This window comes from Hymenobacter siberiensis (assembly GCF_018967845.1).
GTDB classification, from domain to species: Bacteria; Bacteroidota; Bacteroidia; order Cytophagales; family Hymenobacteraceae; genus Hymenobacter; species Hymenobacter siberiensis.
Genome location: NZ_JAHLZZ010000001.1, coordinates 2,654,897 through 2,670,700, shown reverse-complemented (window position 1 = coordinate 2,670,700; position 15,804 = coordinate 2,654,897). Strand labels below are relative to the sequence as shown.

Sequence of the window (15,804 nt, the reverse complement as noted above, 5' to 3'; positions counted from 1 at the left end):
CGACCCCTACCGCCTGGGCTTCGACCGCCTCGCCAACACCGAATCCGCCAACCGCGAGCTGGTCCTCAACGCCACCGACTACCTGCTCGACGACACTGGCCTCATCGCCGTGCACGGCAAGCAAATCACCCTCCGCCCCCTCGACAAAGTAAAGCTCGCCGAGCAGCGCCGCCGCTGGCAGCTGCTGAACCTCGGCGCGCCGCTGCTGCTGCTGGGGGTTTTCGGGGCCGTGCGGGCCTGGCGGCGCTATGCGGCGCTATGCGGCGCTATGCGGGGTTTACAGGGTAGAAACTTAAAGACTACCCGATTCCGGCCAGTTCGACCAATGGGTATTTGGCTCCAGTGTGGGTTCGTAATAACTGGTATCTCCTGTCGCCAGCACCTTTGCAATTTGCTGCCAAGTTTCGTAGCTGCTGGGGCGGGCAATTTCCCACTCCTCGCGTTCAAACTGTCCCATTCTTTCCTCCTGGGCTCGAATAGTGGCAGTAAAATCTGCCAGGGTTATTCCGGGCAAACTGCCTATCTGTTGGTTCAAGTCGTAGGTTGAAATAATGTCTTCCGCTGACATTATCTTTTGCGGCCTTACGTTGAAATCCTTGTGGTGCCATTCATCAAGCACCAAAATCTTCTTAAGATGCTGAGGAATTGACTTATATAATTCTGCATCATTAGCCCGAAATACTCTCTCATTTCGAGTAATCAATAGTCGGCCAACTTCGTCTATTGTGATTCGGTCAGGTTCGAATTCCACCAGTTGAATTCCAGCGCGTTCGTATTCTAACTTATCATGGCTTAAGTTCAATTGAATCCCTCGAACCAATAAGTTTTGCGCTGTTAGACTTAGAAGCTCATCCGGGGCAGCTTCCTGGAAAGATTCTTCGTCAATTGGGTACACAGCATAGTTATTGACATTCCGATTGTTATACTGCTCCAAGTTGACCAGGCAGTTGCCGTGATAATAGATATTGAGTTCAATCCTTCCCCCCCGAGGATTATAGCCTAGTATTTCGGCTGCTATTGCCCAATCTTCATCTCTGCGATACAGGTTCAGTCGCGTATCAATGAGGCAGGTATACGGATGATTTAATGGCAGAAAATTGCAGTAGTGGCCATCATTCGAATGGTCGAGAGCATCAAGTATGTGTTGTTCAGGAATCATATCTAAAATCGGATGATGTCAACTATTCGGCCTTCTGCTTGAAATGCAGATTAATAATCTGTTTGACCTCATCTACAGTAATTGCTTCTGCTCGTCCACTCACCATAATTTCATCCTCCAATTTCTTCATTTCTTGGAGACAAGTAAACAGCACTTCCTTGTCGAACTCGGCGGGCAATTCAGTAGACTTGTTGCGAAGTGAGTGAAGTGCGGAATTTTCGACAAACTGTACTTAAATTTAGAACATGAACTTTTCCGTAAAAAACCTCACTACTTCGCGTAAATGGCGTGCTGCCACGGGACTCACGGCGGAGCGTTTTGCGCAGCTTTTGGCGCATTTTAAGCAGGCGTATTTTCGGTTAAATGGAACAGATATGATTGAACGTGGGGCTTTTGCGCCGTATGAAGTAGCCCTTAAAACAGAAGAAGAATTACTGCTTTTCACCCTATTCAGCTTCAAAGCAAACTTGACGTATGATTTGTTGGGATTGGTCAGTGGGATGGACGGTTCCAACGCGAAACGCAACCAGGAATTAGGCATTACGGTGCTCCAAGAAGCGCTGGAGCAAACCGGGCATGCGCCAAAGCGGGAATTTGCGACAGTGGCCGAATTTGAAGCCTATTTTCAGGAACACGAGACGTTATTGGTCGATGGAACAGAGCAACGCAAGCAACGACCAGGAAATAAAGAGATGCAAAAAGACTACTATAGCGGTAAAAAAAAATACACGCCGTAAAAGAGATAGTTATTTCAACGACCATTCGCTGGATTGGTTTTATCAGCCGTTGTTACGGCGGAAGACACCACGACTACAGTGTGCTAAAAAGCATTTTACCAGTTGATAAAGAGTGGTTTAAAAAGTTCAAGGTGCGGTTGGACCTGGGGTTTTTGGGCTTCGCGAAAGACTACGTTTGCCGGAAAGTTTTTATTCCTATCAAAAAGCCGAAAGGGAAAGAACTCACCGATGAACAACGAGAAATAAATACAAAACAAGCAAGTGAACGAATTACCGTAGAGCATAGCATTGGCGGATTGAAACGTTATCGAATTTTGGAAGACCGATTACGTTTGCATAATTTGAACCTGTACAATGACGTGCTGGGAGTGTGTGCGGGCTTGTGGAATTTCAGCTTAAATCTGTGATTAATAGCTCGCAACAAGTCTAGTAAAGGCAGACAAAAGTGTAGTCTTCAGCTACTCTACCCTACTAAATTTTAGGGCATAAAAACGGGGCAGCCCGACCTTTGGGGTTCCAACCACCAAAAACCCGTTCTGCCCCGTGAAGCAACACTTCGCCGCTAAAATTACGACGCTTTTGCAACAGGCCCCGTTTGTGGGCCACTTGTCCCGCCAAAAGTTTGTGGGCCAGTTTATTCTTGGCCTGATAAAGAGCCGCAACGTGCAATTCGGCGAGGTGGCCCAGCACCTCAATGACGCGGCCAAGCCCGCCTCGAACGAAACGCGCATTCAGGACTTTTTCCGCGAAGTAGACCTCAATTACGTACTGGTGGCCAGTCTTTTACTGAGTTTGTTGCCTGCGCAGGGCAAGCTGCGCTTATGCCTCGACCGCACGGAGTGGGACTTCGGCCAGTGCCAGGTCAACGTGCTGCTCGTCACCGTCGGCACGGGCGAGGTCCACGTGCCACTTTATTGGCAGCTGCTCGACAACCGCAGCGGCAACTCCAACGCCGCCGACCGCATCGCCGTGCTCGAAAAGTGCGTGGCTTTGCTGGGGAAAGACCGCATCGGCCTGGTCGTGGGCGACCGGGAATTTGTCGGCCATGCGTGGTTCAAGTGGCTCAAAGACAACGGACTGAATTTTGTCATGCGCGTGCCCAAGCACCACTGCCTGACCCACCCCGACGGCCGCCGGCAGGCCGTGGCCGACCTGGGCCTGGTGCCGGGGCAGGTGCGCCGCTTCGCCCACGTACAGGTCGACGGGGTCTGGGGACAGGCCTGGGTCAAGGCCGTGGCGGCGGGCGAGTTCGTCTACCTGTTTGCCACGGCCGGCCTGAACCACCTCGCGCAACGCTACGCCAAGCGGTGGACGATTGAGCAGTGCTTCCAAAACCTGAAAGGCCGGGGTTTCAACCTGGAAGCCACCCACTTGCGCTGCTTGCAAAAGCTGCGCAAACTCGTGGCCCTCGTCAGCCTGGCCTACGCCTTCTGCCTGGGCGTGGGCGCAGCCGCCCACGGCGGCCGCCACCCCATTGCCCGCAAGAAGCACGGCTACCGGGCCGCCAGCCTGGCTCGTCACGGCCTCAACCTCCTCCGCCAACTCACCCGTCCGCTAACCCGGCCCGATGACCCGTTGGCCCGCCTGGTTGAAACGCTGCTAAACTGCACTACGAGACAACTTGCTCGAAATCAACTACTAAAAATAGTAGGGTAGAGTAGTCTTCAGCATGACTCATTGGGCTTTGTTTCGGCCAATGTAAGAAGTTGCTTCGAAAGAAGCTTAAGCTGCTCACCACGCCCCTTCCAAAGCCCAACCCTGCCCCGTATCTTTGCCCTCCCTTATTCCTAGCCCTCCCCTCGCACCATGAAATTCATCGTATCATCCTCCGCGCTGCTCAAGCAGCTGCAAAGCATCAACGGCGTGGTCACGAACAACCCCGTGGTGCCCATTCTGGAGAACTTTCTCTTTGAGATTGAGGCCGGTAAGCTCACCATCACCGCCTCCGACCTGGAGACGAGCATGATTACCGAGCTGCCCGTGGAGGCCCGCGACACCGGCCGCATTGCCGCGCCCGCCCGCATCCTGCTCGACACCCTCAAGAACCTGCCCGACCAGCCCGTCACCTTCACGCTGGACGAGGAAACCTACACCATCGAAATCAGCTCGGCCAATGGCCGCTACAAGTTAGCCGGCGAGAATGCCGCCGATTTCCCCCGCGTGCCGGTGGTGAAAGGCTCTTCGCCAATTGAGATGCCGTCGTCGTCGCTGGCCCGGGCCATCAACAAAACTATCTTCGCGGTGAGCACCGACGAGCTGCGCCCGGCCATGACCGGTATTCTAGTGCAGCTGGCCGACTCGCAGGTGACCTTCGTGGCCACCGACGGGCACCGCCTGCTGCGCTACCGCCGCCAGGACGTGGGCGCCGGCCAGACCGCCAACCTCATCATCCCGCGCAAAGCCTTCAACCTGCTGAAAGGCACGCTGCCCTCCGAGGCCACGCCGGTGAAAATGGAGTTCAATCAGAGCAACGCCTTCTTCTCCTTCAACCAGATGCGCCTCGTGTGCCGCCTGATTGACGAGCGGTACCCGGACTACGAAAACGTGATTCCGGTGAGCAACCCCAACAAACTCATCATCAACCGCGCCGAGTTGCTAAGTTCGGTGAGTCGCATCAGCATCTATTCCAATAAGACTACCCACCAAGTGCGCCTGCGACTGGCTGGCTCCGAGCTGGTAGTTTCGGCCGAAGACCTCGATTTCAGCAACGAAGCCAAGGAAACACTGGCTTGCCAGTACGACGGCGAGGACATGGAAATTGGCTTCAACGCCCGTTTCTTAAAGGAAATGCTCTCGAACATCGACTCCGAGGAAATCACCCTGGAGCTGAGCACGCCCAACCGCGCCGGCCTCCTCATGCCCACCACCCCCGACGACAACGAAAGCATCCTGATGCTGGTGATGCCGGTGATGCTTAATAACTACGTCTAAATCGCTGATTTTCGCTGATTAGCTGTGATTTCGCTAATTGAGGTTGGCGCGGTTCAGCCCATTGCTCTTTTTGCATAAGGCCCGATTCACAAAAGATAAATCAGCGAAATCACGGTTAATCAATTTAAAAATCAGTGATGAAAAAATCAGAAATCCGCTTTAGCATCGCCCTCGACGACAACAAGGTTCCCGAGGCGATTAGCTGGACGGCTACCGATGCGGGGCCGGATATCCACTTCGCCAAAGCCATCAACATTGCGCTGTGGGACCGGGAGCAGGCCGGCACCATGAAAATCGACCTCTGGACCAAGGACATGCCCGTGGACGAGATGAAGCGCTTCGTGGTCGATAACATCGGCTCAATGGCCGAAAACATTGTGACGGCTACCGATGACAAGGAAATGGCCAACAAAATGCGTGCACTCTGCAAGGAGCTGTCCGAATACCTCGACAAGCAGGAACAAACCCAGGAGCGCCTGTAGCACATGCTTTAGCTTGTGCACTCGTTGGATTGAACCATCAAAAAGCCCCGCCGGAAATATCCGACTTGTCCTTACCCAAATCTTTTCCCGACTTCTCCGAGGTAACGCCAAGGCCCCTTTTTGCTGGCTGAATCCGCTTGAAAAGCGGCAAACCTGATAGGCAACCGCGCAAAAACGCCCTTCCAGCCACATGGCCGGAAGGGCGTTTGAGTTTTGGGTAAGGACAAGCCGGAAATATCCGACGGGGCTTTTTACATTCAGGGCGCAAGCGAAAGTATGCGCTACAAGTTACCGGGCGTTGCGGCCCAGGTTACCGGCGGGGCGGTTGGTGGGCTTGGTGCTGGTTGGGGCGATAGAAGCGTCATTGGCGCGGGCCGGCAACGGGTTCTGCACCGAATTGGTGAGGAGGATGGTGGACGACTGACTGGCGAAATCGCGGTCAGTCTTATTATACACGCCACGGGTACCGAAGTAGCTGCTGTACTGGTCGTTGCTGAGGAAAGCCTGGAACTCCTTGTCCCGCTCTTTACACACGCCATTGCACTGCTCGTCAATCAGCTTCTGATTGCCGGCGTTTCGGCGCTCGATGACCGCCATTTTGGAGACTTTGTCGGCATTCACGGCCCGGAGCTTGGTGGCCTGATAGTTATTCAGGTGCAGGTCGCGCACCATCTGCTCACTCAGGCGGTCGGCACGGGCCTGCACGGAGTTGAGGCGGGGGCTGGGCTGGGTTTTGTCCTGCACGGCAACGGTGCTGTTCGGTCCCTGCTGGGCGGTAGCAGAACCGACCAGGAGCGCCAGAAAGAGAGAGGCAAAAGCAGTTTTCATTGTCATCGTCGTAGGGGTTTCAGTTGCACACTTACGCAAGGACCGGGCCAGCCATGGACGGCGCGGTCACCGAATTCAACGCAAAAAGGCGCAGCACGGTTCGGATTTACCGTCCCTACATTACCTTAATGCTATGTCTTACCACTTATTTTTCCACATCATCGACTCCACCGGCTTGTCGGTTTTATTGTTGTATTTGGCGCTCTGCTTATGGTTGTAGAGGGTATCGACGTTGCCCTGCACGGTGAAGTAAATCAGCTGGCCGATGGGCATGTTCCGGTACACCCGCACGGGCATCGACACGCTGATTTCCAGCGTCCAATGATTGCAGAAGCCCACGTCGCCCTTGCCGGCGGTGGCGTGGATATCAATACCGAGGCGGCCCACGCTGCTCTTGCCTTCGAGGAAGGGCACGGTGGCGTGGGTTTCGGTGTATTCCTGCGTCACGCCCAGGTAGAGGCGGCCGGGCTGGAGCACGTAGCCTTCAGCTTCGGGGATTTCAAAGGTGTCGATTTCGTTGTGCTTGCGGGCGTCGAGCACCTCATCGCGGTAGGTGGCGAGGTACTTGCCCAGGTGCACATCGTAGGAGTTGGTGCCCAGGCAGCTGCGGTCGTAGGGCTGGATGACGATGGTGCCTTTTTCGATTTCCGCGAGAATTTGCTGGTCGGTAAGAATCATTGAATGGGGTATTTTTAGGAATGCATAACGTCATAAGGCCGTCATGTAGCGCATAGCGAAGCATCTTTACCGCGCAACGCAATTCAATCGAATGGTTTACTACAGAGGTAAAGATGCTTCGCTGCGCGCTGCATGACGGCCAGTTTATTTAATTAGTCGTCGTCGTGCCGGTAAGGTTCGGCGGGCTGGCCCTCGGCTTCCTCGTCGTCATCGTCTTCGTACCGGTCTTCGCGCAGGCCGGGGCGGCGGGTGGGCCGCAGGCGACTGGCCAGACTGCGGGGTTCGGGTTCGGGCTCCGGGTCGGCCGAGAGGTTATTGATGCGCCGGCTCAGGGTGGGCAGCACATTGGCAATGAGGTGGAAGAGCATGCCGGCACTGGCCAGGCTCAGCAACAGGGTGAAGTAGTCGAGCCAGTCGTGGTGCGGAGCCGGGCCGGCCGGCACCACGGAGGCGCTGGTGAGCGGGGCCTCGTCGGACACGGTGGCGGGGGCGGTTTCCGGCCCCGCGCCGTCGGCGTCGTTGGTGGTGAGAGGGGCCGTTACGGGCGCTTCGGGCTGGGCGTAGCTGTCGGCGGTGGGCACGGTGGGGCCGGCAGCCGCGCCGGAGTCGTTAAACTGGGCACTGGCCTGCTGAATGAGGCGCTGCTCGGCCCGGATGAGCGACACCCGCTCATCGCGCGGCAGGTTGTGGATGAAGAACTCGAAGTTCTTGTCCAGCAATACCGATTTCAGCTGCTTATCGAACTCCGCCAGCGTGAGCGGGCCGTTGCCGAAACGGTTTTTATACCGCTCAGCAATGCCGTTATAGTTCAAAAACAGCTGCTTAAGCCCCGAATTACTGCCAAAGCCATCGAAGGCGCGACGGGCGGCAGCGTTGCGCAGCGTGAGCGGAAACTTGCCCCGGGTGAACGACTTATCATACACCGTTTCCATGGTGCGGAAATTCAGCTCGTCGATGGTTTTATCGAAGAGGCGCTTGTTGGCCTGGGCAGGCGTTTCGGCATGGGCAAATGCCACAAAAAACAAAAACAGGCTTAGCAGACGGAATTTTAGCATCGGGCAAAGGTCGCAGATTTAACGTGCGTTACAAGCTATGCGCCTCTATCAACGACTCGCGGCAGGCAGCCAGGTATTTCTCCACCAGCTCGTCGGTGATGGCCGTAGACACGAACAAGGCCTCGAACTGCGAGGGCGCGAGGTAGATGCCCCGGTTCAGCATGGCGTGGAAATAGCGGCCGAAAGCGGCGGTATCGCACTTTTTGGCATCGTCGAGGTTGTTGACCGGTTCCGAAGTGAAAAACAGGCTGAACATGGAGCCCACGCGGTTCACGGTGTAGTTCAGGCCGAGGTCGGCGGCAATTTGGCGGGTGCCGTCGGCGAGGCGGGTACTGCTGGATTCGAGCGCCGTGTAGAGCTCGGGGTGCTCGTGCAGGTAGCGCAACTGGGCCATGCCGGCGGCGGTGGCCATGGGGTTGCCCGAAAGCGTGCCGGCCTGGTACACTTTGCCGGCCGGAGCCACGCAGTTCATAATGTCTTCGCGGCCGCCGTAAGCGCCCACGGGCAGGCCGCCGCCGATGATTTTACCCAGCGTCACCATGTCGGCCGTGATGCCGTAGAGCTGCTGCGCACCGCCCGGCGCAAGGCGGAAACCGGTCATCACCTCATCAAAAATGAGCACGATGTCGTGATGGTTGCACAACGCACGCAGGCCGGCCAGGAAGCCTTGGGCGGGAATTACCAGGCCCATATTGCCCACCACGGGCTCCAGGATGAGGGCTGCCACCTGGTTGGGGTTGGCAGCAATGAGGGCCGCCACGGCGGGCAGGTCGTTGTAGGGCGCGGTGAGGGTATCCTGGGCCACGCCCCGGGTCACGCCGGCCGAGTCGGGCTCGCCGGCGGTGAGGGCGCCGCTGCCGGCGGCAATCAGAAAAGCATCGCCGTGGCCGTGGTAGCAGCCTTCAAACTTGATGATTTTGTCGCGGCCGGTATAACCCCGGGCGGCGCGGATGGCCGACATGCAGGCCTCAGTGCCGGAGTTTACCAAACGCACCTTCTCAACGCCGGGCACCATTTCCCGAATCAATTCGGCCATTTCCACTTCGCGGTGCGTGGGTGCGCCGAAGCTGAGCGAGTTGGGCAGGGCGGCGCGCACGGCATCGAGCACCACATCGGGCGCGTGGCCAAGAATCATGGGCCCCCAGGAGTTGATGAAATCGACGTAGCGGTTACCGTCCACGTCGGTGAGCCAGGCCCCGTGGGCACTCTGCATGAACACGGGCGAGCCGCCCACCGAGCGGAAAGCGCGCACCGGCGAGTTTACGCCGCCGGGAATAAGGGTTTTGGCCCGTTCGAAAAGGGTAGCGGAAGTGGTGAGATTGAGCATGTAATGTAATTTGGTTGAGTCGGTTCAGAACGTCATGCTGAGCGCAGTCGAAGCATCTCGCTCGCATCGTTGTCACGATTTATTTACTGCTGCACGCGAGATGCTTCGACTGCGCTCAGCATAACTTTTTATCAATTACAAATTGGTTTAGCGCATCACCTGGTACTCCAGGCCGATGAGCTTGACGATGGGCACCACCTGGTTGTCGTGGGCACCGCCGGAGTAGCTTTCGCCCTCGAAAATGGCACCCGTAGCGGGCGGAGCAGTTGATAGACTGGTTTGAAAGTCGGACCCATACTGAGACAGGACGTTGCCAAAATACATTAACAACTCAAAGCCCTGGTTGGCGAAAACCGACGGTGGCAGGTGCTGGCGCTGCAAGTACAGCTGCCGGAACCGGCGGTAGCCCAGCCCCTGCTCATCGTAGTATTTGGGCTGAATGAAGTAGGTGGTGGGGCCATTGAGCTGGCTCACGTCGAGGCGCGGATTATCGAGCCAGGAACCGGGGGCCAGCAGGCCAGGGCGCGTGGCGGCGGGCTGTTGCTGCACAAGCCGCAGGGCGTAGGGCCCGATGCGGCGGTTGTCGGACACGACCACAACGTGGCTGGCGGCGGCCAGCTCCGGCCCGGCAAAGGCGGCCGCAAGGCTCTCGTCCACATCGGGATTGAAGCGGCGCAGGGCGCTGATTTTGCCGCCCTGCTCCTCAAACGTAGCCTTGTAGGCGGTGGCAAAGTCGGCGTCGTCCTTGCTGTCTTCGTACAGCACCAGCCCGGGCTTGCCGGCCCCGAAAGCGTTGAGGGCGAACTGGGCCGCCACCCGTCCCTGCGTGGCCGAGCTGGGCGAAAACAGGTAGTGCCAGGGATTATCGAGCACCAAATCACCGTCCTGCGACAGCGGGTTTACACAGATAATCTGGTGCTCCTGGGCGTAGCGGCTCAGCAGCTTGGCACCCGACTTGTACACCGGGCCGATGAGCATGTCCATACCGGCCAGCTCGGGCAGGGCCAGGGTTTGCTTCAGGGTGAGGGTGTCGGCCCCGGTGTCGTAGGCGAAGAGCTGGATGGGGCGGCCGGCCCGCTGGAGGCTGTCCTGGGCCAGGCGCAGGCCGGCGTAGAGGTCGATTACAAACTGGTTTTTGCGCACGGTCTGCCAGCTGGGGTCGCTCAGCTCGAAGGGCAGCAGCACGGCCACGTTATAGCTGGTTTTCTTCACCGAAACCGGCCGGGGGCGCGGCGTGTAGCGGGTGCGGTCGAGGCTGAATTTGGCAATCAGCTCGTCGAGCTGCGGGCGGTCGGCATCGGTGTAGGCCCCGCCGGCGATGAGGTGGTCGGCGTAGGCGCGGGCCAGGGTGGCATCGTCGGGGTAGCGGCGCAGGTTGCGCTGCCAGGTGTTGCGCTCCTTGATGCGGGGCAGGTAGGTGGCCTTCATGGCCTCGCGCTCGGGGCCCAGCTTATCGGCCGGGAGCTGGGCCAGGGCTTTAAGGGCAGTGTCGAAATCCTCCTGCTCAAACGAAACCTGGCCTTGCAAAAACAGCGCATCGGGCAGGTTGGGGTAGGTTGGGTACTCGGTGCGGAGCAGGTTGAGGAGCTGCTCGGCCTCGGGCCACTGCTTGAGGCGGGCGTTGGCCACGGCGGCCAGGTAGGCCGCATCGGCGGCGCGGGCGAAGCGGGCGGTGGGCTGGGCCAGCGGTTCCAGCTGCGTGAGGGCGGCAGCGTAGTTGCCCTGGTCGAGCTGGATTTTGCCGCTGCGGTAGCGCACGTTGGCTTCGGCCGGGGGCACGGCGGTGGGCTTGGGTTTGGCGGCCTGCGGCTTAGCGGGCTGCGGCTTGACAGGCTGCGGCTTAGCGGGCGGCGGGCTGGCGGCGGGTTGGGGCCGGGCCGGCGTTTGGGCCAGCGCGGGGCTGGTGAGCAGCAGGCCGGCTGCCAGCCACCGGAGCGGCCGCCGCAGCAAAGGAATGAACGTCATTGAACCAGAAAACACGCTTGCCCCTGTGGTAAGCCGTGCAAAATTAGCCATAAATGCCGGGGGCGGGCACGCAGCCCGCCGGGCCATGCGTTGTCGTTCGGGCCGGAACTAGCGTAGCATTGGGGCTATGCTGCACGGCGCTTCGGCCGTAACTTTAACCTTATGCAAGCAACCACCCTCTCCAGCCAGCCCTTCACCCGCGCCCGGCTCACGCTGGTATTTGTGCTGGCCGCTTCCGTGACCCTGAGCATTCTGCTGGTGGCCGGCCGCGTGCTGATGACGGGCCGGCTCACCTTCCTGTTCCTCATCTGGAATCTATTTCTGGCCGTCATTCCCTTCGCAATCAGCACCATGCTTAGCACGGCCAAGGGGCCGCTAAAAGCCCGCATTCTGCTCCCGGTGGGCGCGGCGTGGCTGCTGTTTTTTCCCAACGCGCCCTATATTCTCACCGATTTATTCCACCTCGACACCCGCCCCGGCGTGCCGCTCTGGTACGACCTCGCCCTCATTCTAAGCTGCGCCTGGAACGGCCTGATGCTGGCCTACGCCTCCCTCTCCGACATGCAGCGGCTGGTGCAGCAGCGGCTGGGCTTTGGGGTGGGCTGGGCGTTTGCCACGGTGGCGCTGCTGCTCAGCAGCTTCGGCATCTACCTGGGCCGCTACCTGCGCTTCAATTCCTGGGATATTCTCACCAACCCGCTCACGCTGTTTTTCGATATTGTGAACCGGATTTTGCACCCGTTCTCCTTTCCCGGAACGTGGGGCGTGACGCTGGTTTTTGGGGTGTTTTTGCTAATGGGCTACGGCACGGTGCGGTTGCTGGGGAGGACGCAGGAGCAGGAGCAGTAAGCTGAGCGGTGTAGGGGCGGGGCCTGTCGTCGCCTGTCATTGGGGGGGGGGCACAGCAACGCTTCCGTTCAACGACCGGGCGGGGGCAAGCCCCGCCCCTACTGCAACCAGTCGCGAAATACCTTTTGAATTTATTCTTTCGAGCCCAGGATGCGCAAGGTTTTATCGTCCTGATTCCCGCCATAAAACTTATCCAGCACCTGCTGAAAAACCGAACTACTGCTCACCGACGCAAACAGCGTCATCGAAGACTTGAGTTTCAGGTCATCGGGACTGCCGAAAATGTCGTGGGCATCACTGGAAGCCAGCCTGAGCAGTGCCTGGCAGATTTCCCGCAGCCGGGTACCCAAAACGGGGTGCGCCAGATAATCTTTTGCCTCCTGCGCATCGGCTAACGCATAGAATCTGGCCGTGTCGCTGAGGCCCAGGCCCTGGATTTGGGGGAAGATGAACCACATCCAATGGCTGCGCTTGCGGCCGTTTTTGATTTCGGATAATGCGGTTTGGTAGGACGAGTACTGGGCGTCGATAAACCGTTGCAAATTAGGTTGGCTGGCCATCGTATTCAGCAGTTTGGATGGATAAGAAAGCTGGGGATTTGTACCGGATTTTTCTGGGAAGCTAAATATGACTCCTGCTACCAAGTACGGCAGCGCTGAACAGGCCGTTCGGGCGTTACTTTTTAGTTTGGCCCCCTTGCAGTCCCCCGCCGCGCCGTAGCTTCGTCCCAAGGGCGCGGCGCTACTTCCGCCCCACGGAACCCCGCATGAAAACACGTTTTCTTTTCGGCCTGTTGGCCCTGCTACCCGGCCTGGCCCTGGCCCAACGCCACAAGCCCAAGCCTACTCCCGCCAAAGCAGCCGGCCCCTACTTTCAGCAGGAGGTTAACTATTCCATCGATGTGGTGCTCGATGACAAGACCAACTTCCTCACCGGGCGCGAGGACCTGGCTTACACCAACCATTCGCCGCAGGCCCTCACCTTTATCTGGTTTCACCTGTGGCCCAATGCTTATAAGGACAATTCGACGGCTTTCGCGAAGCAGCAATTGCGCAGCGGCAAGCGCCGGTTTCAGTTTGCCAAAGCCGAAGACCGGGGCTTCATCGATGGGCTTGATTTCAAGGTAAACGGCCAGTCGGCGAAGCTGGAATTCGACCCCAAAAACGCGGACATTGCCAAGCTGGTGCTGCCGCAACCGCTGGCAGCAGGGGCCACAGCCAGCATCAGCACGCCGTTTCGGGTGAAGATTCCGGCGTCGTTTTCGCGGTTTGGGCACGTGGGGCAGAGCTACCAAATTACGCAGTGGTACCCCAAGCCGGCGGTGCTGGACCGGCGCGGCTGGCACCCCATCCCCTACCTCGACCAGGGCGAGTTCTATTCCGAATTCGGTTCGTTCGACGTCACCATTACCCTGCCCACCAACTACACCGTGGGGGCCACCGGCGAGCTACAAAACCCCGACGAGCGCGCCCGCATGGATGCCCTGGCCGCCACTGCCGCCAGCAAAAAAACCGCCGAGGCTTTCGGCACCGACCTGAAATTTCCGGCTTCCGACGCCACTACCAAAACCCTGCGCTACAAGCAGGACCGGGTGCACGATTTCGCCTGGTTTGCCGATAAGCGCTTCAACGTGCTGAAAAGCGGCGTGACGCTGCCCTCGGGCCGCACCGTCACGTCGTGGGTGCTTTTCACTAATAAAGAGGCTCCGAAGTGGATAAAGGGCCTCCAGGACGTGAACGATGCCCTCACCTACTACTCGCGCTGGGTGGGCGAGTACCCCTACTCGGCCGCCACCGCCGTGGATGGCGCCCTGAGCGCGGGCTCCGGCATGGAATACCCGATGGTGACCGTGACCCAGCCCGAGGCCATCGTGCACGAGGTGGGCCACAACTGGTTCTACGGCATCCTGGGCTCGAACGAGCGGGATTTCCCGTGGATGGACGAAGGCGTGAACACCTACGTGGAGCAGCGTGTGAGTGCGCTCGACACCGTGCCGGCCAAAGGGTTTCACGGATTCGATAAGCTGCCGCAGGGCCTGAAGCGCACCTTTGGCCTGGAGAACCTGCCGGCCTCCGCCTTCGACCAGGTGCCCTACCAGGCCATGGCCAGCCGGGGACTCGACCAGCCGGTGCAGGGCCCCACTTCGGCCGATTACACGATGCTGAACTACGGCATCATCGTGTATCAGAAAACGGGCTCGCTGCTGAAATACCTGGCCGGCTACCTGGGCCAGGCCAGGTTCGACGCGGCCATGCACCTCCACTACGAGCGGTGGCAGTTCAAACACCCCTACCCCGAGGATATGCAGGCCGTGTTTGAGGAAAGCACGGGCCAGAAGCTGGGCTGGTTTTTCCAGGGTATGATGACCAATACGCAGCATTACGACGCCGATTTGCAGACCCTGGCCAGCTTCAACGATGTGGTGAAGGTGCTGGTGCGCACCGATTCGCCCACGCCCTGGGCCGTGCCGGTATCGTCGGTCGATGCCAGCGGCCGGGTGCTCGAAACCCTCTGGACGCCGCCCTTCGGCAACACCGACCCCACCGCCGACGAGGAAGCTACCAGCCAGCTCAATTTCAAACGCCCCAACGTGGCCGCCCTCGTGGTCGATGCCAACTACGTCACGCCCGAGCTCAACCGCCGCAACGACCGCCTCACCGTGGCCGACCATCCTTCCGGCTTCACACCCATCCGCCTGCGCCCGCTGGCCAGCGTGGAGCGCTGGGACAAGGCCACCATCAGCTGGCTGCCGGTACTGGGGGCTAATACTTCCGATAAATTCATGCTCGGCGCGGCGTTCTACAACAGCCCGCTGGTAACCAAGCGCCTGCAATACCTGGCCATGCCCATGTACAGCTTCAGCCGAAACGAGCTGAACGGCATCGGCCGCATCCAGCTGAATGTGCTGCCCCAGCACTTCTCGCGGCAGGCCACCATTGCCTTCGGCGTGCAGCGCTTCGAGCGCTACGTTAAGTATGAGCCCAGCGTGAGCCTCGTTTGGCCCCACGCGCCGGGCGTTGGCCCGCAACAGCGCCTCACGCTGGCCAACACCATCGTGGCCGATGAAGACCGCAACCGCACCGGCGTGTTCCAGGCCATAGACTACCACGTAGCCCAGGCCAACGCCCTGCAAGGCTGGAGCGCCGCCGTAGACCTCAACCGTATGATTGCCAGCAACGCCGACGATGCCAACAACCGCCAGGCCGTGCTGCTGCGCGCCAGCGCCAGCTACTTCCGCTTTTACTCGCCCAAAAAGAAGGTGCAGATGCGCCTGTTCGGCGGTCGCTTTTTGCAGCAGCCCAACAACCCCGAGTTCGTGCTCGGCCTGAGCGGCAGCCCCGACTACCGCCGCCAAACCGCCTTCCTCGACCGCCAGCAGATTTCGCACAGCGTCACGGCCCAGCTCCACCAGACCGATGACCGCGACGGTGCCTTCAAAGGATTCCTCCCGGTGGCCGATACCAAATGGCTCAGCACCCTCAATATTCAGGCAGATTTGCCGGTGACCAACCTGGCCGTTTTTGCCGATTTCGGGGCCAGCCATGACCGGTTCTTCACCAGCGAATCGACCTCCCGCCCCGCCCAGCGCCTCTATTACGATGCCGGCCTGGTAGTACCCGTGCTGCGCGATATCCTCAGCTTCTACCTGCCCGTGGCCGGCTCACAATACGCTAACGGCCTGCCCGCCAGCCGCCAGGATTTTACCGACCGCATCCGCTTCGTACTGAACCTGAACACGCTGAATCCCTTCCGGCAGCTTGATGAGCAGCTGGCGCGGTAGCAACCCTTGCCC

Annotated in this window: 14 protein-coding genes; 7 read left to right on the top strand and 7 right to left on the bottom strand. The window is 59.0% G+C overall.

What is annotated here, in order from left to right:
- Positions 1–292: 292 nt before the first annotated feature.
- Complete coding sequence (locus tag KQ661_RS11530; RefSeq protein ID WP_216727107.1) at positions 293–1,159, bottom strand: DUF7003 family protein; 867 nt, start codon at positions 1,157–1,159, stop codon at positions 293–295.
- A gap of 245 nt (positions 1,160–1,404) precedes the next feature.
- Between KQ661_RS11530 and KQ661_RS11525 the strand changes: the two genes are divergently transcribed.
- From KQ661_RS11525 to gldC, 5 genes are all read left to right on the top strand, one after another.
- Complete coding sequence (locus KQ661_RS11525; RefSeq protein WP_216686216.1) at positions 1,405–1,896, top strand: transposase family protein; 492 nt, start codon at positions 1,405–1,407, stop codon at positions 1,894–1,896.
- The gene (locus KQ661_RS11520) at positions 1,884–2,303 is read left to right on the top strand and encodes a transposase family protein (RefSeq protein WP_216680677.1); all 420 of its coding nucleotides are present in this window, start codon (positions 1,884–1,886) and stop codon (positions 2,301–2,303) included. Before KQ661_RS11525 ends, KQ661_RS11520 begins: the two co-directional genes overlap by 13 nt.
- 136 nt (positions 2,304–2,439) lie before the next feature.
- The gene (locus KQ661_RS11515) at positions 2,440–3,552 is read left to right on the top strand and encodes an IS4 family transposase (protein ID WP_216727106.1); all 1,113 of its coding nucleotides are present in this window, start codon (positions 2,440–2,442) and stop codon (positions 3,550–3,552) included.
- 150 nt (positions 3,553–3,702) lie between these two features.
- Positions 3,703–4,827, top strand: a complete 1,125-nt coding sequence (gene dnaN, locus KQ661_RS11510) for a DNA polymerase III subunit beta (RefSeq protein ID WP_216688496.1) — start codon at positions 3,703–3,705, stop codon at positions 4,825–4,827.
- A 137-nt stretch (positions 4,828–4,964) separates the two neighbouring features.
- Positions 4,965–5,309, top strand: coding sequence for a gliding motility protein GldC (gldC, locus tag KQ661_RS11505; RefSeq protein ID WP_168674320.1), 345 nt, complete (start codon positions 4,965–4,967; stop codon positions 5,307–5,309).
- Positions 5,310–5,597: 288 nt separating this feature from the next.
- Here the strand turns inward: gldC and KQ661_RS11500 are convergent, their stop codons facing one another.
- The 5 genes from KQ661_RS11500 to KQ661_RS11480 form a co-directional block, all read right to left on the bottom strand.
- Positions 5,598–6,137: a hypothetical protein gene (locus KQ661_RS11500; protein ID WP_216688495.1), complete on the bottom strand. Its 540-nt coding sequence runs from the start codon at positions 6,135–6,137 to the stop codon at positions 5,598–5,600.
- Positions 6,138–6,275: 138 nt separating this feature from the next.
- Positions 6,276–6,815: a dCTP deaminase gene (dcd, locus tag KQ661_RS11495; protein WP_216688494.1), complete on the bottom strand. Its 540-nt coding sequence runs from the start codon at positions 6,813–6,815 to the stop codon at positions 6,276–6,278.
- 152 nt (positions 6,816–6,967) lie between these two features.
- Positions 6,968–7,870: a hypothetical protein gene (locus KQ661_RS11490; protein ID WP_216727105.1), complete on the bottom strand. Its 903-nt coding sequence runs from the start codon at positions 7,868–7,870 to the stop codon at positions 6,968–6,970.
- A gap of 28 nt (positions 7,871–7,898) precedes the next feature.
- Positions 7,899–9,197, bottom strand: a complete 1,299-nt coding sequence (gene hemL, locus KQ661_RS11485; protein WP_216688492.1) for a glutamate-1-semialdehyde 2,1-aminomutase — start codon at positions 9,195–9,197, stop codon at positions 7,899–7,901.
- 147 nt (positions 9,198–9,344) lie between these two features.
- The gene (locus KQ661_RS11480; protein ID WP_216727104.1) at positions 9,345–11,162 is read right to left on the bottom strand and encodes an ABC transporter substrate-binding protein; all 1,818 of its coding nucleotides are present in this window, start codon (positions 11,160–11,162) and stop codon (positions 9,345–9,347) included.
- 162 nt (positions 11,163–11,324) lie between these two features.
- Between KQ661_RS11480 and KQ661_RS11475 the strand changes: the two genes are divergently transcribed.
- Positions 11,325–12,011, top strand: coding sequence for a DUF1361 domain-containing protein (locus KQ661_RS11475; RefSeq protein WP_216725943.1), 687 nt, complete (start codon positions 11,325–11,327; stop codon positions 12,009–12,011).
- Positions 12,012–12,142: 131 nt separating this feature from the next.
- On the opposite strand, the gene KQ661_RS11470 is transcribed toward KQ661_RS11475, so the two are convergent.
- A complete protein-coding gene (locus KQ661_RS11470; protein WP_317196098.1) occupies positions 12,143–12,742 on the bottom strand; it encodes a DUF1810 domain-containing protein in 600 nt (199 codons plus the stop codon).
- A 35-nt stretch (positions 12,743–12,777) separates the two neighbouring features.
- Here KQ661_RS11470 and KQ661_RS11465 point away from each other — a divergent pair, with 35 nt between their 5' ends.
- Complete coding sequence (locus KQ661_RS11465) at positions 12,778–15,792, top strand: M1 family metallopeptidase (RefSeq protein WP_216725942.1); 3,015 nt, start codon at positions 12,778–12,780, stop codon at positions 15,790–15,792.
- The last annotated feature ends 12 nt before the right edge of the window (positions 15,793–15,804 follow it).

Excerpts from the sequence above, each read along its gene's own strand:
- KQ661_RS11530 (WP_216727107.1), bottom strand. The coding sequence starts at position 1,159 with ATGATTCCTGAACAACACATACTTGATGCTCTCGACCATTCGAATGAT.
- KQ661_RS11525 (WP_216686216.1), top strand. The coding sequence starts at position 1,405 with ATGAACTTTTCCGTAAAAAACCTCACTACTTCGCGTAAATGGCGTGCT.
- dnaN (WP_216688496.1), top strand. The coding sequence starts at position 3,703 with ATGAAATTCATCGTATCATCCTCCGCGCTGCTCAAGCAGCTGCAAAGC.
- gldC (WP_168674320.1), top strand. The coding sequence starts at position 4,965 with ATGAAAAAATCAGAAATCCGCTTTAGCATCGCCCTCGACGACAACAAG.
- KQ661_RS11500 (WP_216688495.1), bottom strand. The coding sequence starts at position 6,137 with ATGAAAACTGCTTTTGCCTCTCTCTTTCTGGCGCTCCTGGTCGGTTCT.
- dcd (WP_216688494.1), bottom strand. The coding sequence starts at position 6,815 with ATGATTCTTACCGACCAGCAAATTCTCGCGGAAATCGAAAAAGGCACC.
- KQ661_RS11490 (WP_216727105.1), bottom strand. The coding sequence starts at position 7,870 with ATGCTAAAATTCCGTCTGCTAAGCCTGTTTTTGTTTTTTGTGGCATTT.
- hemL (WP_216688492.1), bottom strand. The coding sequence starts at position 9,197 with ATGCTCAATCTCACCACTTCCGCTACCCTTTTCGAACGGGCCAAAACC.
- KQ661_RS11480 (WP_216727104.1), bottom strand. The coding sequence starts at position 11,162 with ATGACGTTCATTCCTTTGCTGCGGCGGCCGCTCCGGTGGCTGGCAGCC.
- KQ661_RS11475 (WP_216725943.1), top strand. The coding sequence starts at position 11,325 with ATGCAAGCAACCACCCTCTCCAGCCAGCCCTTCACCCGCGCCCGGCTC.
- KQ661_RS11465 (WP_216725942.1), top strand. The coding sequence starts at position 12,778 with ATGAAAACACGTTTTCTTTTCGGCCTGTTGGCCCTGCTACCCGGCCTG.